Raw genomic sequence first — 19,022 nt, 5'->3', positions numbered from 1 at the left:
TAAATAACGATGAGCCGCAATCTACAGCGTGTTCCAGAGTGAGTCAAAATCTTCACCCCGTGGCGCTGCCTGGGTTGTCTTGGCTGTGATCGGCTTCTCCTGGGGAGTGGTCCCCAGGCCTACTCGCTGGAATTCGAACTGGTTGTAACTGCTGGTCCCCGACTGGCGGCGGCAGAGGAGCGCGCGCTCCTCGTCGCCATTCTGGTTGATCTGCACCTTCTGCCCTTCCTGAAACGGCAGGCGCGGCACGATGAGGGCTGCCGGTCGGGAGATCACGCTGATTTCCGGTAGCAGCAAGGCGCGCAGATACTCGCTGCCCTGCTCGGTCTTGCGCAGCAGACGCAGGCCGCAAGGTTGGGCATGCGGCGCGATGAGCTCAACGCCCATCTGTGGTCCGTGTCCGCGGACTTGGCGGATCCAGCGCACCACCGCGACGCTCCAGGCCTGGCTGGTCGAATCCTGCAGGCCGAGCAGTTCGCCTGCCTGGAGTTGCGCTGGCACCTCGCCCGGCCAGGATAGGCAGTAGCCGCCGGGGCTGTGGTCAACCAGCTGCACCTCGAAAGTCGGGTACGACGCGTCTGCCGGCGGCTTTTCAGGTTTGTCCTCGGGGGTCGTAGGCGCAGCGGTGTTTGCCAGGACGGGGCGGACGAACTCGATGTGGTCGCTCGGCAGAATGCCGTCCTCGTTGATCGCCTGCGCGTCGAAAGCGACGGCCCAGACATCGGGCGCCGCATTGTTCAGTTTGTACTTGGCGGACTGAGCGGCTTCCGGCCGTTTCAGCAGATCGGCGAACGACCGTTGCCCCGCCAGGTGGTAATGCAGTGCACTCATACCGATGCACAGTTTCATCCGGCCTTGCGCTGGGGTGCGCTGGAAGCTGCGCTCGGAAATATCTCCCCAGGCGGCGCATAGATGTTGCAGGAGATCGGGGCTCAAGCCTTCAGGCATTGCAAGCGCGCTGTTCCCGGGCGGCTGCGATGGGGATTGCAGGTATAGCTGGATGGCATTGACCAGGCCATGCGGATCGATGCCGAGCAGGTGGAGCCGCTCTTCGGCGGCAAACAGCGATCGATAGCGCGGCGGGTGATCGACGCGCGACGACAGGCAGAACAGGCTCGACGGACTTTGCCCGGACTGCAGAAGAATCAGTGCGCTCCATGGCTCTAGCACCTCAGCCAATTGCGCGATGTTCTGTTGGCGCATCTGGTTGCAGCGGGCGCTGCCAATCATGAGCGCGACGATGTAGCTCTGTTCGATGCTCAGGCCTTTGACGCGATAGCCGAGGTCGTCACGCACGAGGGTGCGGTGCACGCCACGCTCGCTAGCGATGGCGTACAGCTGGTGAAGTTCGAGCCATAGCCCATCGGGTGTCGGGCTGTACAGCTGCGTCGAGCGAACCAGCATCGCGCAGAGGCTGCGGACCGCCCGCTGCAGGGCAATAGTGAGCAGTTGCTGGGATTCGCGTCCGGGCTGAGACGATAGCTCGACGGAGATCAGCTTGTAACCGGTGGCGAGGTGGTTCTGCAGCGCCTGGCACAGGCTGGCGACCTTACGCGGCTGTTCACTGAGGACGATCGGCTGATTGACGAAGTAACGTTCCAGGGCCTTGCAGACCATATGGATTTCCGGTCGCAACAGTTCGAGCAGTTGCAGCCGGCCCTGGGCGGTGGTGCGGAGTCGGTTGAGTTCCTGGATGGCCTGGTACAACTGTCGCGCGGTTTCGCCCAGGTTTGCCTTGGGCAGGCCGGAAAGCCAGCGCCGGACGCCGCGTATGCTGGGTTCGCAGAAAGACAGCCCCTGGCAATCCGGCGTCGGTACGCGCAACAGCGATGGCTGACTCTGGTTATCCAAACGGTGAACTCCGTGGCAAATCCGACGCACTGCCTGGGCTCGGCAATGATGACAGGATTTGCTACCTGTGATGTCAAAACGCAATCTTCGGCTGACATCATAACGAACACAGAGACGTTGGCTAGCCGCAACCGACCATTGGTTTGGCTTTAAGGCTGTGTGAAATCGTCCACTGGAGTGACGACCGAGGGTATTGGCTTGGCCTGTCCCAGGCCTTCGCCCATGCATACCGGCGTCAGTGCCGTAAGCTGTTCGGCCCAGCTGACCTGATCCGGACCGAACAGCAGAATCACCGTGGAGCCCAGTTTGAAGCGGCCCATCTCCGCGCCTTTTTCCAGATGAATCGGCGCGCGTGCCGTTTCGTCGTAACGGGTGGTCTTGAGGGTGCGTTTGGGCGGCGTGACCAGCCCGGCCCATACAGTCTCGATACTGGCGACGATCATTGCGCCGACCAGCACCATGGCCATCGGCCCGCGGTCGGTATCGAACAGGCAAACCACGCGCTCGTTGCGCGCGAACAGCTCCGGTACGCCTTCGGCGGTCACGGTGTTCACCGAGAAGATGCGGCCCGGTACGTAGACCATTTCGCGCAGGGTGCCGGACAGCGGCATATGCACGCGATGGTAATCCTTGGGCGACAGGTACACGGTGGCGAAGTCGCCGCCCATGAAGGGGGCCGCGCGCTCATGGTCGCCGCCGAGCAGCTCCATCACGCTGTAGCTGTGGCCCTTGGCCTGGAATATCCGGCCCTGCTCGATCCGGCCCAATTGGCTGATGGCGCCATCGCAAGGGTTGAGGATCGCGCCTGGCGTCGGATCCAGCGGGCGGGCGCCGTCTTTCAAGGCGCGGGTGAAAAACGCGTTGAAGTGCTCATAGGCCGTCGGGTCTTCGGTCTGTGCCTCACGCATGTCCACCTGAAAATGCCGTACGAACCATTTGATGAAGGTGTTCTTCACCCATGGCAGGCGGCATTCGGCGAGACAGCCGGCGAGGCGCGAGATCAGGTGGTGCGGGAGCAGGTACTGACTGAATACGAACAAGCGATCTTTCATGGATGACCTTTTCATTGCTGAATCGGGGTGTCGGGCAGGTTGCCCCATTCGCCCCAGGAGCCTGGATATCCCTTGACCTTTGGATAGCCCAGGGCTTTGGCCAGAAGGTAGGTGAAGCCGGAGCGGTGATGCGTCTGGCAGTGGGTGACGATTTCCTTGTCCGCGGTGATGCCGAGCGCGACCAGCTGCTCGGCGATGTCTTCGCGAATGCGCATGGCGCGGGACGGGTCCATCGCCGCGGTCCATTCGAAATTGATCGCACCGGGGATATGGCCGCCGCGTGCCGCCAGCACCTTTTCGCCGCGGTACTCTTCGGGCGAACGCGCGTCCCAGACAACCAGGTCCGAAGCGCCGAGCCGGCTCTCGATGTACTCGCGGGTCGCGCTCGGGCTTTCATTGAGCTGGAGAGCGGCTGAGTCGCCTGCGGTGTCAGGAACCTCTTGCGACAGCGGGCGTTGTTCGGCCAGCCAAGCATGTAGGCCGCCGTTTAGGTAGTGGTGGCCTCGATGGCCGATGACGTCCAGCAGCCAGATGAAACGCCCGGCCCAACCGCCGCCTTCATCGTCATAGACGACATAAACCGCATCGGCGCGATGCCCCAGCCCGCCGAACAGCGATTCCAACTGGTCCTTGCCGGGCAACTTTCCCGGTGCTGGCGGCAGGCCGAGCTGGGTCCGCTTGGGATCGACGAATCGCGCGCCGGTGATGTGGCCTTCGGCGTAGCGGTTCGCACTGGTCAGGTCGACCAGGATCAGCTCGGGGGCATCCAAACGTTCGGCCAGATCGACCGGTTCGATTACCAGAGGCAGGTTTGAAAAGGCGGACACGGTAAGTCTCGGGCTGTCAGAAAGGAGCCAGTCTACAGGCTGTTGAAAACGTAGGCGAGGCAGGCAATACAAGGCGCAACGACCAGCGGGAGTAACAGCCGCAGGCTGGCCCGAAGGGTGAGCACAGCCAATCAAAACAGCCGAAGAAGCGGGCCGGGCTCGCGTACGAGTTTAGGTGTTCTAAATGAGCATTTTGACTGGGCTCGCAACCGAGGCTGTTTTTAACGCCGTATTGCCAACGCAGGTAGTTTACAACGGTCTGCTGGCGAAAAATCAGCGGCCGCGCTTGCTAAACGTTGCCAGGGCGCGCTCGATGCACTGGACGGTCTTGGTGAACGCCTGCACGCCCGTTTCGCTGAACGCGGTATTGCCCTGATCGGCCACCACCAGCATGACCACCCGACCCTCCTGACCCACGGAGCGCAACAGGACATGCTCGCTGGGAAACAACGCTTTCAGCGCGCCCGGTAGCAAGGCGGAGAATTGCGCCACGTTGTCGGGCGTAAGTCGCAGCAGGGCGGGCTTTTCCAGCAGCCTGCGCAACACCTGGCTCTGATCCGGCTCGAGAATAAGTCGGGAGGCCTCGCGCGGCAGGCCACTGGCTTGCTGGCTGACCAGGCGCTGTTGCCTGCGGTCGACGATCATCAGCAGCACCCGCTGCATGCCGGCACAGGTCAGTGCTTTGCACGCAGTGGCGGTGAGCTGGATGACATTGTCGTATGGGCAGGGCTCGCTGAGCAGTTCACGGCAATGCGTGCGCCATTGGGTCAGCGCTTCGGTATTGGGCAGTTTGGAAACCTTTTCGACCTGAAACACCGTTTGCCACGGCCACAGCAGGGCCTGGGCCGGATGCCAAAGGTCGGTCTTCCCGATCATCTGCGCACTGGCCGCGGCCTGCTGGTGCACCATTTGCTGCAGTTCGGTCAGCGGGACCTGCAAGTACAGCCCGGCGAGCCGCTGCCAGCGCAGGCTGTGAATGCCGCTCCAGCTGTGGTGTGCCGAAAGCGCCAGGCCGTTGGCCAGCACGATGGTATTGCTCGGCAGCGTGAGCCAGCGACGCAGCTCCGGATCGGCATCTAGCATTTGTTGCTGATGCAGCGGATGTTCGTTATCGCGGGCGACGTGCAGCGCCTTGATCAGCATTCGTCGATTTTGGCTGAGCAACCGATAACCTTGGGCGATCCATCCGGGCAGCCCCCAGTGCTCGGCGACCGCCACGCAAAGTTCCAATAACGGGATGCCCAGCAAGGCCTGTTCGACCTGAGGCGCCGGCTCGCGCCTGATCAGCACGCGCTGTTCCCAGGCTTCGAACAGTTCCGGATGAGCCGCGACGAGCGTCCATACGGGAGCGAGGAATAGCAGGCTGCTCCAGTGTATTTCCTGCCAGAGCCGTGCGAGGCGGGCGGCGAACAGTCCGTTGGCCTGTTGGCTGGCGTGTCGGCTGATGAGCACCATCTGCCGCAATGGCGCAGGGATTTCGCTGGGCCGGGCTGCTGGAATCCCCGCGATCAGTGCTTCGGCTCGTTTCAAGCCGATGCGGCTGAGCGCGACTTCGAGGCTCTCTGCCGGCTTGCCGGCCGCCGCCGCGCTGCGGTTGGCTTCGCGAATCACGCTGAGCGCCAGGATCGGACTTTCCTGAATCAGCTCGGCGATCTGGCGCATGGACTTGCTGCTGTCGCGCATTGCCCGCTGAACTCTTGCATGCGGGTCGGCGAAGGCAGGCAGCACAACGGCGTCCAGTGCCTTGATCCAGTCGGGGAGAGTGCGTGGGAGAGGGGGTGTGGTCATGGCGCTACCGAACTGGCATTTCATCGGGTTGGCCTTTAGTCTGGCGCAAAAGCTCCGATAACCAGAACAATTCTTTCATACGCCCCGCCTGTGACCCCGGAGCGCGCGATGTCGCGTGGCTTGTTTCAGGTGCCTTGTGATCAGGTTTAGACGTACCTCTTATGGCAAAGATTATTGGCATCCTCGTAGTAATCGGCAGCGTGCTCGGCGGTTTCATCCTCTCCGGCGGTAAAGTCGGCGCGCTTATCCATCCATTCGAGGTGATGATTATTGGCGGCGCCGCGCTGGGTGGCTTCTTGCAGGCCAACCCCGGCAGCACCACCAAAGTGGTGTTCAAGAAGTCGCTGCAGATGTTCAGCACACGATTCACTCACAAGTACTACCTGGAAGTGCTGGGGATGCTTTATGAAATCCTCAACAAGAGCCGCCGCGAAGGCATGATGGCGATCGAGGCCGATATCGAAGACCCTAGCGCCAGCCCTATTTTCAGCAAGTACCCAGCGATCCTGAAAGACGAGCGAATGATGGCGTTCGTTTGTGATTACCTGCGCATCATGTCGTCCGGCAACATGGCTCCACACGAACTGGAAGGGCTTTTCGACATGGAGTTGAATAGCCTAAAGGAAGAACTCGAACATCCTTCGCATGCCGTAGCCAAGATCGCCGACGGCTTGCCCGCGATGGGGATCGTGGCTGCGGTTCTCGGTATCGTGATCACCATGTCCATCTTGGCATCCGCCACTAACGCAGAAATCGGCGAAAAGGTCGCCACGGCGCTTGTGGGTACTTTTCTTGGGATTCTCGCCTCCTATGGCTTTTTCGGTCCGCTGGCCGGGGCGCTCGAGCATGATGCCAAGGAAGAGCTAAATCTTTACGAAGGCATTAAGGCTACCCTGGTCGCTTCCGCATCCGGCATGCCGCCGACGCTGGCTGTGGAATTCGGTCGCAAGGTGCTCTTCCCTGCGCACCGGCCAAGCTTTGCCGAGCTTGAACAAGCGATGCGTGGCAGCTAAGCGCAATCATGGACAATACCCAACCAATCATTGTCAAGCGGGTCAAGAAGGTCGCGGGCGGCCACCATGGTGGCGCCTGGAAGGTCGCTTTTGCCGACTTCGCGACTGCCATGATGGCGTTCTTCTTGGTGATGTGGCTGATGTCCTCGGCGACGCCGGAACAGAAGCGCGCTATCTCCGGCTATTTCCAGGACCCGATCGGCTTTACCGAAAGCGCCAGTCCACATGTGATCGATCTGGGCGGTACGCCGACGCCGGCGCCGGACCGCACGCTCAATGATGTGGTCGACCCGGCCATGCAACAGACCGAAGCGGCGCTCGACGCTGATCAGGCGCAAACCTTTGCCGAGCAGTTGGAGCGCGAGCGGCTAGAGCTACTGTTGCAGGAGTTGCAGAACAAGATCGATGAAAATCCCGACCTGACCCGTTTCAAGGACCAGATCCTGTTCGAAATCACCCAGGACGGCTTGCGGATTCAGATCATGGATGCTGCTAATCGCCCGATGTTCGCCCTGGGCAGCGCCCAGTTACAGCCTTACTTCGAGGACATTCTGCTGGCGATGGCCGACACCATTCATGCAGTGCCGAACAAGATCAGCATCAGCGGGCACACCGATGCCAAGCCTTACTCGGGGCGAAGTGACTTCGGCAACTGGGAGCTGTCGGCAGGGCGTGCCAACGCGGCGCGGCGTACGCTTGTCGCCGGTGGCTATCCGGAGGATCAGCTTGCACGCGTGGTGGGTTATGCCTCATCGGCCCTGTTCGATCGGGATGATCCGCTGAACCCGGTCAATCGCCGCATCGATATCTTGGTGCTGACCAAGAAGGCCCAGCGCGACATCGAGGGGGAGCAGTCGGATGCGGATGTGTCGGGCGCTGCGGCAGAGGGTCCGGCTCCGGCCATCGAAGTACCCGATCCGCTGCCGCCGGCGCAATTGCGCGAACGATTGAATATCTTCGAGGAAGGCGTGCTGCAGTTCGATGAGCCTGGGGAGCGGTAAAGCAGCTCCAAGCTGCAAGAAAAGCCGTCCGGCCTAGGCTTCAAGCTTCAAGCTCAGAGCTGATTTTATTCCGTCAGCCCGCTGATGATGTAGCGATAACTGGCCATGCGTTGTGGCTGGATCTGTCCTTGTTCCAGCGCCTTCAGCAGGGCGCAGCCTGGCTCGCGGTCGTGCTTGCAGTCGCGAAACCGGCAACGCCCCAGAAGGTCCTGGAACTCTACGAACCCGGCTTCCACGTCGGCTCGGCTGACATGCCCCAGGCCGAATTCGCGGATGCCGGGTGAGTCGATCAATTCGCCGCCGCCGGGAAAATGGAACAGCCTTGCGGTGGTCGTAGTGTGGGTGCCTTTGCCGGTCATTTCCGACAGTGCGCCTACGCGGGTGTCGACGCCCGGCAACAGACTGTTCACCAACGATGATTTACCCACTCCTGACTGGCCGACGAACACGCTGACATGGCCGTCGAGCCGCGCTTTCAGTGCATCCATGCCCGCGCCGTCGTGGGCGGAGACTTCCATCAGCGGGTAGCCCAGTTCGCGATAGACCGAGAGCAGCGCGTTGAGTGCGCCTTCGTTTTGCACATTGATCAGATCCGCCTTGTTCAATAGCAGCAGCGGCGTGATGCCTGCGTGCTCGGCGGCAATCAGATAGCGATCGATGAGATTGGCGTGCGGTTCGGGCAACGGGGCGAAGACGATCACAATCAGATCGACGTTAGCCGCGACCGGCTTGAGTTGGCCACGCGTATCGGGACGGCAGAGTTCGGATTGGCGCGGCAGCTGCGCAACGATGACGCCGATGCCCTGATTGCCCGGCCGCCAGACCACACTGTCGCCCGTGACAAGGGCCGGCAGGTTGGCGCGTAGATGACAGCGAAATACCTGGCCGCGGTGCTCGCCTTCTTGCGCCTCGACTTCGACCTGCACGCCGAAGTGCGCGATGACCAAGCCCGTCTGCTCCGGCCCCAGGTCGCCGCCTTCCAGTTCTTCCACTGCGCGTGATTCCCGCCGCGCCGCACGCGAGGCGCGCTCTTCCTGGATCTTCTCGATGCGCCAGCTTTGCCGGCGGTTGAGTTGGCGTTTGGCCATTTGCGTAGGGTGCCCAGGCTTGGAAAGTAGGCGAGTCTAGCATGCCGGCAGTTGCGTGCCTTGGGCCTGTATGGCGCGGTTCGGGACGGTTAGACTCAACCCAACACCTCGCTCGTGACATGTCCTCATGCCTGCCTTTTCATCTGCGCGATTTCCCGCCTTGTTGGCGTTGCTCAGCCAGCTGTCGTCGCTGCTCATCAGCTGGCTGCTGTTGCTGGCACTGGCTCGGTTCGCGGGCTGGCATGTCAGTCTGCTGACTGCCGCCTGGCTGCAGGGTTCGCTTGCCGCGCTGCTCGGGCATTTACTCGGCCTGTCACGCTGGTGGCTGCCGATCAATCTCGCCTTCGTGCCGGGTTTGGTGCTGTTGCAGGACCATTCTCTGCCGCCCTGGTCGTTGCTGGTCGGCTTCCTGATGTTGCTCTTGCTCAACGGCAATGCGCTGATCGAGCGAGTGCCGCTGTACCTGACCGGCACGGCGGCCGAGCGCCGCCTGGTCGAGCGACTGGCGGGACTGCCGGACGGCTTCCGCTTCATCGATCTGGGCAGCGGGCTCGGCGGTACGTTGGTACGGCTGGCGCGGGCTTACCCGTCGGCGCACTTCGTTGGCGTCGAGACCGCGCCGCTAACATTCGCGCTGTGCTGGCTGCGCTGTCTGTTCCAGCGCAACTGCCGGGTGCGGTTTCGCAGTTTCTGGCGCGAGCCGCTGGACCGCTACGATGTGGTCTATTGCTTCCTGTCGCCCGCGCCCATGCCGGCGCTGTGGCGCAAGGCGTGTGCGGAGATGCGGCCGGACGCGCTACTGATCAGCAACAGTTTCGAAGTGCCGGGGATCGAGGCGCAGGAGAGCCTCCCGGTCGATGACTGGCGCCACTCGCGCTTGCTGATCTGGCAGCCCGGCGCCGTTGCGCAGCCTGACGGGCGCCCCGTCAGCGGCTAAACTGCGCGCCACAGCCAAGGAGCTCATTATGCAGAATCCGCAGAATCTCATCTGGATCGACCTAGAAATGACTGGTCTGGATCCTGATAACGACGTCATCATCGAAATGGCTACTATCGTCACCGATAGCCAGCTAAATGTACTGGCCGAAGGGCCGGTCATCGCCGTTCACCAGAGCGACGAGATTCTTGCCGGTATGGATGAATGGAATACGCGCCAGCACGGCGGTTCCGGGCTGACTCAGCGAGTACGCGACAGCAGAATCTCTACCGAAGAGGCCGAGGCGCAGACGCTGGCGTTTCTCGAACAATGGGTACCGAAGGGCAAGTCGCCAATCTGCGGTAACAGCATCTGCCAGGACCGGCGCTTTCTGTACCGCCGGATGCCTCGCCTGGAAGCCTATTTCCACTACCGCAACCTGGACGTCTCCACCCTCAAGGAGCTGGCCGCGCGCTGGGCCCCGGACGTTCTGGCCAGCTTCAAAAAGGGCAACACGCATCTGGCGCTGGACGACATTCGCGAATCGATCGCAGAGCTGCGTCACTATCGGGAGCATTTCATTCAAGGCTAAAAGTAGCTTGAAGCTTGAAGAAAAGTTTGACATGGCATTTGCAGTGCTCTGGACTCTTCCAGCTTCCAGCTTCTTCTTACCGCCCCAATCGCCGCAATTCGTCCGACTCGACCACTCGAGTGCCTTCTCCGTCTTCCAGCGCCAGGCGCCAAAGTGCGCGGGCGAGGATGCAGGCGGAGATGCCGCGATACTTGCCGGGCAACAGATAGGAGAGCGGGGCGGTCAACCGTTCCATGGGGCGCACTTCCATGCGCGGACCCAGCAATTGGGCTGGGCGGGCTATGGTCAGTTGCGGCCAGTTCTGAGCGCGCAGCGCTTCTTCCATCTCGCCTTTGACTTGGCAATAGAAGATCGAGCTGTCCGGGTTGGCGCCTAGTGCGCTAATCACCAGCAGGTGCCGTGCGCCTAGTTCGCGGGCGCGTTTGGCGAATTCCACGACCAAGTCGTGATCGATGGCGCGGAAGGCGTCCTGGCTTCCCGCTTCCTTGATGGTACTGCCCAGACAGCAGAACGCGGTATCGAGCTCGCCCGACAGCTGCGGCAAGAGTGTCTGCAGAGGGCCGACCGGGTTTTCCAGCCGAGGGTGCTCGGCCAGCGGCTTGCGGCTGGGGGCCAGAACGCACTCCACCGTGGGTTCGTTGAGCAGGCGGTCGAGCAGATGCTCGCCGGTCAGCCCGGTGGCGCCGGCAAGCAAAATACGCTGTGGCGTCAAATACATGGTTTGGCTTCCTGTAACGATCAGTCGGTCGACGTGGACGGTTGTTGGGTCAGTACACGCCAGTGTTCGACAACCTGCTCCGGTGCCCAGATTTGTGGTTCCGAAGCATGATAGTGGTCGGCTTGCTCCCGTTCGGCAACCTTCGCCTGCGCCAGTGTGAACGCTTGCAGAATGTCGCTGGTTTCCTGCAGGGCTTCGGCGAACAGGGCACGGCCGAAATAGGTGAAGTCGCTTTCCTCGGAGCAGCCGAAGGACACCCGGTCAGCACGCGCGGCGGTGATCACCAGGGTGTTCTGGCTTTTCAATGGCTCGATGAAACCGCCGGAATAGCAGGCGGAGATCACCACCAGCTTGTTGCGATCGGCGAGCGGGGCCAGCAATCGTGCCAGCTCGGCTGCCGGCAGGTCTTCCAGCGCCAGCCGCGGCTGCGCTACCGCAAGCTCGTGATCAGCCGAGCCGTGGCTGGTGAGGTAAATGAAGATCAGGTCCTCTGTACCGCTGCGCTCGGCGAGCGTCTGGATGGCCCGTGAAAGATTCTCGCGCGTGGCCAGTGGACGGTCGGCGATATGGTCGCGGTGGTTGGCCAGGCTGGTTTGGCCTCGGGCGGCGAAACGCTCGGTTAGCAGCTTGTCGATGTAATCGACTTCGCGAAGGAACACGCTTTGCCTGCCGTCACCGGCGAAGGTCAGGCTGTAGAGCTCGACGGCCGGCGTCGAGGGCGGAACCGCGTCGAGCGCCTCGGCGAGTAAACGCCCCTGATTCAACAGGCCCAGCTCTAGCGGGTCGCTCAGGTGCTTGCCGTTGCTGTCCTCGATGAGGCGGCCGGTGCGCCATGTGCCGGATTGGCTGGTGCCGTCGGCACGGGTAAGGGTGCCGGTGCCTTCGAAACGTCCCGTACGGAAATCGCCCTGGTAGAGGCTGCCGTCCGGCTGCTCCAGACGGCCCTTGCCGTGATACTGCCACTGTCTGAACTCACCGCTGTAGCGCGTACCGTCGATGCTGGCGTACTCACCTTTGCCGCTCAGTTCGCCCTGCTTGAAGGTGCCTTTCCAGACGTCGCCGTTAGCGTCCTCATAGCGGCCTTGCCCATGAAACAGGTCGTTCTCGAATCCGCCCAGGTAGTGCTCGCCGTTGCTGTCGCGATAGGTGCCTTCACCGTTCAGGCTGCCATTGACGAAGGTGCCGATGAACACCCCGCTCGCGTCACTGCGGGTACCTTCTCCATGGGGATGGCCGGCGGCGAATTCACCTTCGTACGTGACGCCGTCGGCGCTCTGCAGCTTGCCCGTGCCGTGATAGAGGTCGTTTTTGAATTTACCTTCGTAGCTCAGGCCCGGCTCGCTATAGCGGCCCGTGCCATTGAGGCTGCCGCGCTCGAAGCGGCCTTCATACACGCCGCCTGTCGCATAGCTGAAGCGCCCTTGGCCATCGAACAGCCCCTGTTTGAATTCACCGTCGTAGCGGTCACCATTAGCGCCTTGCCAGCGGCCCTGGTCGTGCCATTGGCCGTCCTTGAATGTGCCGGCGTAGTAGCTGCCGTTGGGGTAGTCGATGCGTCCCTGGCCCTGCAAAAGACCATCGACGACTGCGCCCCGGTAGCGCCCTCCATCCGGCAGCACGGCATCGGCGGGCAGCAGCGGTTCGCCCTCACCGCACGCGGTGAGAAAGCTGATAAACAAGAGCGGGATGAGGTGGCGCATGCGGTCATCCATGGACGAGATGCCCGCAGTATGCCGCAAACGGGACGGGGTGCGGACCGGCGCACCCCGTCGGGTCAGAGGACGCAGAGCGCCAGGGTTTCGGCGATGTAAGCGGGTTTTTCCACGCCTTCGATCTCCATCACGGCGCGGCATTTGAGCAGCCATTGCCCCGGGTTCTTCTCGTGCGCGTCCAGCAGTGTCGCCGCCACGCGAACCCGCGACCCGACCCTGACCGGCTGGATGAAGCGCAGGCTGTCGAGGCCATAGTTCACGCCCATCTTGATGCCTTCGGGCCGGATCATCAGGTCCTCCATCAGCATTGGCAGTAACGACAGCGACAGGAAGCCATGCGCGATGGTCCCGCCGAACGGCGTCTGTGCGGCCTTCTCGGGATCGATATGGATGAATTGGTGATCGCCCGTGCAATCGGCGAATTGGTCGACTCGCTGCTGGTCGACAGTGAACCATTCGGAGCGGCCAAGCTCCTTGCCAATGTAGTCCTTGAGTTCTGCTACGGGTACCTGCGGCATATGTCCTCCGGGTTTTTGTTCTAGTTGAGTTAGATCAGCACGAGCCTAGTGACGAATCAACCAAGCATGGTTGCCGCGAATGGTGGGTCATAGGCCGAGTCGGCCAGTGACAGGGCTCGTTGTGGAAGCGGACGTATAATCCGGCGTCTTTTGCTTCGGAGGCTTTCATGCTGCTACGCGGGCTAACCTGGCTGGTGCTGTTTCAATTGCTCGGCACCGCACTCAACGTGCTGATGCTGCCGATATTGCCGGGGCCGATCATTGGTCTTCTGCTGCTGTTCGTGGCGCTGCTGATGCGCGGCCAGGCCGGCGAGTCGCTGCAATTGGCGGCCAGGAGTCTGTTGCGTTATCTGCCGCTGCTGCTGGTGCCGCCAGCTGTGGGCGTGATGGCCTATACCGAGGCGATCCTCGAAGATTTCTGGGCCATAGTCGGGGTGTTGGTGGTTTCTCTGGTGGTGTCGCTGGTATTCACCGGCTGGTTGATGCAAACACTGATTCGCCGCCAGCAGCGCAAGGCGGAGCGGGCATGATCGCTCTGCAATGGCAGGCGGCCTGGGAGGCGGTGATTCACCATCCGCTATTCGGCGTGGCGATTACCCTGGCGGCTTTCCAGTTGGCGTTCGCCGCCTACGAAAAGACCCGCTGGGTGTTTTTACAGCCTGTGCTGGTGTCGATGGTGGTGGTTGTCGGCATACTGCTGGCCTGTGGTCTCAGCTATGACGAATACCGTGACAGTGCACAGATGCTCACCGTGCTGCTCGGTCCCGCGACGGTGGCCCTGGCCGTGCCGCTGTATCTCAATCTGCGGCGGATTCGCGAGCTGTTCGGACCGATCATGCTCACCCTGCTGTTGGCCGGCACTGGCGCTACGGCGCTGGGCATGGCGCTGGCTTGGGCCTTTGGCGCCGATCAGATGATCCTGATGACGCTGGCGCCCAAGTCGGTGACCTCGCCCATAGCCATGCTGGTGGCCGAGCAGATCGGTGGCGTGGTGGCGCTGGCGGCGGTGTTCGTGATGATCACCGGCATCATCGGCGCGATTGTCGGTCCGGAACTGTTGCGTCGATTCGGCGTTCAGCATCCAGCAGCCCGTGGCATGGCGATGGGCTTGACCGCTCACGCGGTAGGCACCGCGCAGGCGCTGCAGGAAGGCGACGAGTGCGGTGCTTTCGCGGCGCTGGCCATGAGTCTGATGGGTGTCATGACGGCGGTGCTGCTGCCACTGGCCGTGTTGCTGTTGTCATAGGGTCTGTTGACGTTTCGTCGCGAGCCGCGTTGCTGTGACAAATGTCGCCAGGCCGGGCGGCGTTCCGCAAGGTGCGGGACGCAGGTAATGGCCTGGCCGGCCGCGTCGTTCCCTTGCCAAGCCCCGCAACGCCGTATGGCGTCATTCGTCGCGCAACCCGAACCGGCGCCGCCGCGGCCGTGACGAAACGCCAACAGACCCTAAGGAGTTCGAATGAAGCTGCCGTTGTTTCCGCTCGATACCGTGTTGTTCCCCGGCTGCACCCTGGATTTGCAGATATTCGAGGCACGCTATCTGGACATGGTCAGCAGTTGCCTGAAAGCGGGGCACGGCTTTGGTGTGGTCCGCATCATCGAGGGCAGCGAGGTGGGCCTGGCGGCGAGCGAATACGCGCTGACCGGTTGCGAGGCGCTGATCCGCGACTGGCAGCAGCGCCCCAATGGCTTGCTCGGCATCCGCGTCGAGGGTGGTCGTCGTTTCGATGTACATTCGGCCGAGGTGCAGCGCGACCAGCTGACGGTCGCCGACAACAGCTGGCGTGACGAAATCGATGAGCGCCCCTTGGGCGACGAGCATGCCGATCTGGTGACGTTGCTCGAAGCCCTGGGTCAGCATCCCGTGGTCGAAACGTTGGGCATGGGTGGAGCGGTGCAGGGGCAGTGTTCGCTGGCGCATCAACTGGCCTATCTGTTGCCTTTTCAGCCAGAGCAGAAAGTCGAGCTGCTGCAGCTGGACGATCCGCGGTTGCAACTACAGCGCATTCAGCGTTGGCTCGAACAACTGCAGGGTGATGCCGGCGAATAACGGCGGTGCGTTATAGATAGCGATATAGCAGCATGGCGCCTGGCAGTGCCCAGATGGTGAATGCGCCGATCAGTCCTAGTGTCGCTGGCAGAATCAGCCACCAGACTTTAGGCGCGAGCGCCGCCATGGGCGTACGCCATTGCACGATGACCAGGCTCGCCGCGCAGAAGGCTGAGGCGAGTAGGGCGCCGGCGATCACATCGGTAGGCCAGTGCACGCCCAGGTAAACCCGTGACAGCGCGATGGCGGTTGCCGGCAGTCCGCCCAGCAGGACCCAGGCAAGACGCAGGCGCGGCGGCTGTCCGCGCCCGGCGAGTACTCCAAGGGTAAGGAAGAACGCGAATGCCGCCGAGCTGTGCCCGCTGGGAAAGCTGTAAGTGCTCAGGGGCTCGACCAGAATGTCCGGTCGGATCCGCCCGAACGTCGCCTTCAGCGCGCCGTTCGCCAGCGCGGTGCCCAGCAGCGTAAGAATGGCGAAAACTGCCGCGCGAGTCTGTCTCAGGGCGAGCAGCAGCATGCTCAACAGCACTGCCGCCCACAATTGTGTGTGGTAATCACCAGCACGGGTTACCACCACCATGAAACGGTCGAATATCGGGCTGCGCTCACCCTGCACGACCGCCATCAGACCCTCGTCGAACTCGACCAGGTAAGGCCAGCCGATGAACAGGCCGATCAGGATTGCAGTGCTCAGGGCGGCAGCCAGCGGCGTAACCCAGCGCACCTGATGCAGGCTGCAATGCACCACGCCGCCGATGAGCAGCAACAATGCGCCAATGACGATCCCTGCCTCGCCCCAGAAACCATCCGGTAGTGGCAATCGTACGGCGGCGCCGGCCGTCCAGCCTGGCAGCAAATAGGCCATCGACCAGCCGGCCGCGGCGAACAGGCTCACCAGCAAAAAACGCCCGAACGGCATGTCCAGCATGCCAGCGGTAAGCGGCAACATGGGCCGCAGGGGGCCGATGAAACGCCCAACGAGAAGGCTGGCAATGCCGTAACGGCCAAAATACAGCTCGGCTCGGGTCAGCCATTCCGGATGGTTGCGCAGGCCGCGCATGCTGCGGATGTTCTGGTGATAACGGCGTCCCAGTCCGTAGGACAGCAGATCGCCCAGCAGGCCGCCGGCGTAGCCCAGTAGCAGTGTCTCGCCGAGACTCAGAACGCCACTACCGGCAAGCACGGCGATGGCGAACACCAGCACGGTGCCGGGCATCAGCAGACCGACCACGGCCAGACATTCCAGGCAGGCCACCAGAAACAGACTCAGCCCCAGCCATTGCGGATGTTCGGAAAGCCAGCTGGTGAGCGCGGTGAGCCATTCGGGCATCGAAGGTTTTCCTTTTTGTCGAGACGGTTTCGACCCGGTTGTGGGTGTTCCGGTTTCAATGCGTTGCATGATAACGCCGGAGGTGTGAGTGCTCGGTTCCGGCCAGCGACGGCTTGATCTCGGGGCTGCTGGCCAATGAGCGGCGGTGGATTGTGCAAGCACTGATGCGCTTGCCTGCCATTCGCCCGGCGCCGCTGTGCGCGGGGCGCGTGGGTGGCTATAATCAGCCGCTTTCCCTCCAGTCAGGCCAGCCAGACTATGACCGAGTCCGTAATCGACTACATGACCCGCCTCGGTCGCGCCGCGCGAGAGGCGTCGCGCGTGCTCGCCCGTGCCACTACCGCACAGAAGAATCGCGCACTGCATGCCGCCGCCGCCGCGCTCGACGCTGCGCGCAGCGAGCTGGTCGAAGCCAATCAGCGAGACCTGGCGGCAGGGCGCGCCAATGGTCTGGACGAGGCGATGATCGATCGCCTAGCGCTGACCCCAGCGCGTATCGACGACATGATCGAGGGCCTGCGCCAGGTCGCGACCCTGCCGGACCCCATCGGCGAAATTCGCGACATGCGCTACCTGCCGTCCGGCATTCAGGTTGGCAAGATGCGCGTGCCGCTCGGGGTGGTCGGCATCATCTACGAATCGCGGCCGAACGTGACCATCGACGCCGCCAGCCTCTGCTTGAAATCCGGCAACGCCACCATCCTGCGTGGCGGCTCGGAGGCGATCCATTCGAATCAGGCGATCGCTCGCTGCATCCAGCTGGGTCTGGCCGAGGCCGAATTGCCGGCCGCTGCGGTGCAGGTCGTTGAAACCACCGATCGTGCCGCTGTCGGTGCGCTGATCACCATGCCGGAATTCGTTGATGTGATCGTTCCGCGTGGCGGCAAGGGCCTGATCGAACGCATCAGTCGCGACGCCAAGGTCCCGGTGATCAAGCACCTGGACGGCATCTGCCATGTGTTCATCGACCAGGCCGCCGATATCGACAAGGCTATCCGCGTCGCCGACAACGCCAAAACCCAGCGCTACGCACCCTGCAACACCATGGAAACGTTGCTGGTACACGCTGCCATTGCCGGCCGCGTACTGCCGCCGCTGGCCGCTATCTACCGCGACAAGGGTGTCGAATTGCGCGGCTGTCCGCGCACCTGCGAGCTGCTCGGTGGTGATGTGCTGGCCGCGAGTGAGGAAGATTGGTCCACCGAATACAACGCGCCGATCCTGTCGATCCGGCTGGTCGATTCCCTGGGTGAGGCCATCGAACATATCAACCGTTACGGCTCGCAGCATACCGATGCGATCGTCACGGAAAACTTCACCGATGCCCGCCGTTTCCTCACCGAAGTCGACTCGGCGTCGGTGATGGTCAACGCCTCCACGCGTTTCGCGGACGGCTTCGAATACGGTCTGGGTGCAGAAATCGGCATTTCTACCGATAAGCTGCACGCACGCGGACCGGTTGGTCTGGAAGGGCTGACCAGCGAGAAATACGTGGTCTTCGGCGACGGCCACGTGCGTACTTGATGAGCATTGCCCGCACGCCACGGCGCATCGGTGTTCTCGGTGGCACCTTCGACCCGGTGCACATCGGGCACCTGCGCGGGGCTGTGGAAGTGGCCGAAACGATCGGGCTCGACGAGGTGCGCCTGGTTCCGAATTTTCGCCCACCACACCGGGAAACGCCGAACAGCTCCGCGCAAGACCGGCTGGCCATGGTCCGGCTGGCTGCGCAGGAATTGCCGCCGCTCACTGTCGACTCGCGCGAACTGGAGCGCGACAAACCGTCGTACACGCTCGACACGCTGGAGTCGCTACGTGAAGAGCTGGAAACTGAGGATCAGCTTTTTCTCATCATGGGTTGGGACGCGTTCTGCGGCTTGCCCAGCTGGCATCGCTGGGATGAGCTGCTCGACCACTGCCACATTCTCGTCATGCAACGGCCTGACGCCGACAGCGAAGCCCCTGAAGCTCTCCGTGATCTGCTGGCGGCGCGCAACGTGAACGATCCGCTGGCGCTGGCCGGCAGCAGCGGGCAAATCGCCTTCGTCTGGCAGGCACCTCTCGGGGTCTCTGCCACGCGAATTCGTCAATTTCTGGCCAGTGGTCGATCGGTCCGTTTTCTGGTTCCCGACGCCGTACTGGCCTATATCAACGCGCACGGACTTTACCGGGCGTCGAACTGAGGTTGTTTCAAGTTATGCAAAATGATTCGTTAGTCCAGCTGGCCGTGAGCGCCCTGGAAGATCTGAAAGGCGCCGACATCACCACTATCGATGTTCGTGGCAAGACCAGCGTCACCGATTTCATGGTCATCGCTAGCGGTACGTCCAGCCGCCACGTGAAGTCGCTGGCCGATAACGTACTCGAGAAGGTCAAGGAGCAGGGCGTGCGCCCGCTGGGCAGCGAAGGTCTGGACGGCGGCGAGTGGGCGCTGCTCGACCTGGGCGATGTCGTCGTTCATGTCATGCAGGTACCGACTCGTCAGTTCTATGACCTTGAACGCCTTTGGCAGGGCGCCGAACAGAGCCGCGCCCAGCATGCGGGTGAGCAGGAATAAGGTAGATCC

The 19,022-nt window shown here is 62.3% G+C and carries 19 protein-coding genes; 10 read left to right on the top strand and 9 right to left on the bottom strand.

Annotation, left to right across the window (positions count from 1 at the left end; translation table 11 throughout):
* Positions 1–21 precede the first annotated feature (21 nt).
* The 4 genes from NA647_RS07515 to NA647_RS07500 form a co-directional block, all read right to left on the bottom strand.
* Positions 22–1,851 (bottom strand): molecular chaperone, encoded by a 1,830-nt coding sequence (locus tag NA647_RS07515; protein ID WP_256057111.1) that lies wholly within the window; start codon positions 1,849–1,851, stop codon positions 22–24.
* A gap of 149 nt (positions 1,852–2,000) precedes the next feature.
* Positions 2,001–2,903: an archaetidylserine decarboxylase gene (asd, locus tag NA647_RS07510; protein WP_256057110.1), complete on the bottom strand. Its 903-nt coding sequence runs from the start codon at positions 2,901–2,903 to the stop codon at positions 2,001–2,003.
* Positions 2,904–2,914: 11 nt separating this feature from the next.
* Positions 2,915–3,730: a rhodanese-like domain-containing protein gene (locus NA647_RS07505; protein WP_256057108.1), complete on the bottom strand. Its 816-nt coding sequence runs from the start codon at positions 3,728–3,730 to the stop codon at positions 2,915–2,917.
* 273 nt (positions 3,731–4,003) lie between these two features.
* Positions 4,004–5,518 carry an HDOD domain-containing protein gene (locus NA647_RS07500; protein ID WP_256057107.1) on the bottom strand — a complete coding sequence of 505 codons (1,515 nt, stop codon included), beginning with the start codon at positions 5,516–5,518 and terminating at the stop codon, positions 4,004–4,006.
* Positions 5,519–5,679: 161 nt separating this feature from the next.
* On the opposite strand from NA647_RS07500, the gene motA reads away from it, so the two are divergent.
* Positions 5,680–6,531 (top strand): flagellar motor stator protein MotA, encoded by an 852-nt coding sequence (motA, locus tag NA647_RS07495; protein ID WP_256057106.1) that lies wholly within the window; start codon positions 5,680–5,682, stop codon positions 6,529–6,531.
* 8 nt (positions 6,532–6,539) lie between these two features.
* Positions 6,540–7,532: a flagellar motor protein MotB gene (motB, locus tag NA647_RS07490; RefSeq protein WP_256057105.1), complete on the top strand. Its 993-nt coding sequence runs from the start codon at positions 6,540–6,542 to the stop codon at positions 7,530–7,532.
* 65 nt (positions 7,533–7,597) lie between these two features.
* Here motB and rsgA read toward each other — a convergent pair whose 3' ends face one another.
* Positions 7,598–8,620, bottom strand: a complete 1,023-nt coding sequence (gene rsgA, locus NA647_RS07485) for a small ribosomal subunit biogenesis GTPase RsgA (RefSeq protein WP_256057104.1) — start codon at positions 8,618–8,620, stop codon at positions 7,598–7,600.
* 127 nt (positions 8,621–8,747) lie between these two features.
* Between rsgA and NA647_RS07480 the strand changes: the two genes are divergently transcribed.
* Both NA647_RS07480 and orn read left to right on the top strand, forming a co-directional pair.
* A complete protein-coding gene (locus NA647_RS07480) occupies positions 8,748–9,557 on the top strand; it encodes a class I SAM-dependent methyltransferase (RefSeq protein WP_256057103.1) in 810 nt (269 codons plus the stop codon).
* 28 nt (positions 9,558–9,585) lie between these two features.
* Entirely contained in the window at positions 9,586–10,128 is a 543-nt protein-coding gene (orn, locus tag NA647_RS07475; RefSeq protein ID WP_256057102.1) for an oligoribonuclease, read from the top strand.
* Between the two features lie 76 nt (positions 10,129–10,204).
* On the opposite strand, the gene NA647_RS07470 is transcribed toward orn, so the two are convergent.
* From NA647_RS07470 to NA647_RS07460, 3 genes are all read right to left on the bottom strand, one after another.
* A complete protein-coding gene (locus NA647_RS07470; protein ID WP_256057101.1) occupies positions 10,205–10,846 on the bottom strand; it encodes an oxidoreductase in 642 nt (213 codons plus the stop codon).
* 20 nt (positions 10,847–10,866) lie between these two features.
* Positions 10,867–12,546: a C13 family peptidase gene (locus NA647_RS07465; protein WP_256057100.1), complete on the bottom strand. Its 1,680-nt coding sequence runs from the start codon at positions 12,544–12,546 to the stop codon at positions 10,867–10,869.
* A gap of 74 nt (positions 12,547–12,620) precedes the next feature.
* Positions 12,621–13,076: a MaoC family dehydratase gene (locus NA647_RS07460; RefSeq protein WP_256057099.1), complete on the bottom strand. Its 456-nt coding sequence runs from the start codon at positions 13,074–13,076 to the stop codon at positions 12,621–12,623.
* Positions 13,077–13,243: 167 nt separating this feature from the next.
* Between NA647_RS07460 and NA647_RS07455 the strand changes: the two genes are divergently transcribed.
* The 3 genes from NA647_RS07455 to NA647_RS07445 all read left to right on the top strand — a co-directional run bounded on the left by NA647_RS07455 (position 13,244) and on the right by NA647_RS07445 (position 15,126).
* Positions 13,244–13,606, top strand: coding sequence for a CidA/LrgA family protein (locus tag NA647_RS07455; protein WP_256057098.1), 363 nt, complete (start codon positions 13,244–13,246; stop codon positions 13,604–13,606).
* Positions 13,603–14,322 carry an LrgB family protein gene (locus NA647_RS07450; protein ID WP_256057097.1) on the top strand — a complete coding sequence of 240 codons (720 nt, stop codon included), beginning with the start codon at positions 13,603–13,605 and terminating at the stop codon, positions 14,320–14,322. Before NA647_RS07455 ends, NA647_RS07450 begins: the two co-directional genes overlap by 4 nt.
* Before the next feature lie 213 nt (positions 14,323–14,535).
* Entirely contained in the window at positions 14,536–15,126 is a 591-nt protein-coding gene (locus tag NA647_RS07445) for an LON peptidase substrate-binding domain-containing protein (protein WP_256057096.1), read from the top strand.
* A 10-nt stretch (positions 15,127–15,136) separates the two neighbouring features.
* Here the strand turns inward: NA647_RS07445 and NA647_RS07440 are convergent, their stop codons facing one another.
* Complete coding sequence (locus NA647_RS07440; RefSeq protein WP_256057095.1) at positions 15,137–16,456, bottom strand: bifunctional DedA family/phosphatase PAP2 family protein; 1,320 nt, start codon at positions 16,454–16,456, stop codon at positions 15,137–15,139.
* A gap of 258 nt (positions 16,457–16,714) precedes the next feature.
* Here NA647_RS07440 and NA647_RS07435 point away from each other — a divergent pair, with 258 nt between their 5' ends.
* Genes NA647_RS07435 through rsfS form a run of 3 tightly spaced genes read left to right on the top strand, consistent with a single transcriptional unit; the run spans position 16,715 to position 19,013 of the window.
* Positions 16,715–17,980: a glutamate-5-semialdehyde dehydrogenase gene (locus NA647_RS07435; protein WP_256057094.1), complete on the top strand. Its 1,266-nt coding sequence runs from the start codon at positions 16,715–16,717 to the stop codon at positions 17,978–17,980.
* The gene (gene nadD / locus NA647_RS07430) at positions 17,980–18,639 is read left to right on the top strand and encodes a nicotinate-nucleotide adenylyltransferase (protein WP_256057093.1); all 660 of its coding nucleotides are present in this window, start codon (positions 17,980–17,982) and stop codon (positions 18,637–18,639) included. The genes NA647_RS07435 and nadD overlap by 1 nt, the downstream gene beginning before the upstream one ends.
* 14 nt (positions 18,640–18,653) lie before the next feature.
* The gene (gene rsfS / locus NA647_RS07425; protein WP_021209688.1) at positions 18,654–19,013 is read left to right on the top strand and encodes a ribosome silencing factor; all 360 of its coding nucleotides are present in this window, start codon (positions 18,654–18,656) and stop codon (positions 19,011–19,013) included.
* Positions 19,014–19,022: the final 9 nt, after the last annotated feature.

It is taken from the genome of Stutzerimonas stutzeri (assembly GCF_024448985.1).
Taxonomy (GTDB): domain Bacteria; phylum Pseudomonadota; class Gammaproteobacteria; order Pseudomonadales; family Pseudomonadaceae; genus Stutzerimonas; species Stutzerimonas stutzeri_AP.
This window is presented reverse-complemented; position numbering and strand designations above follow the sequence as displayed.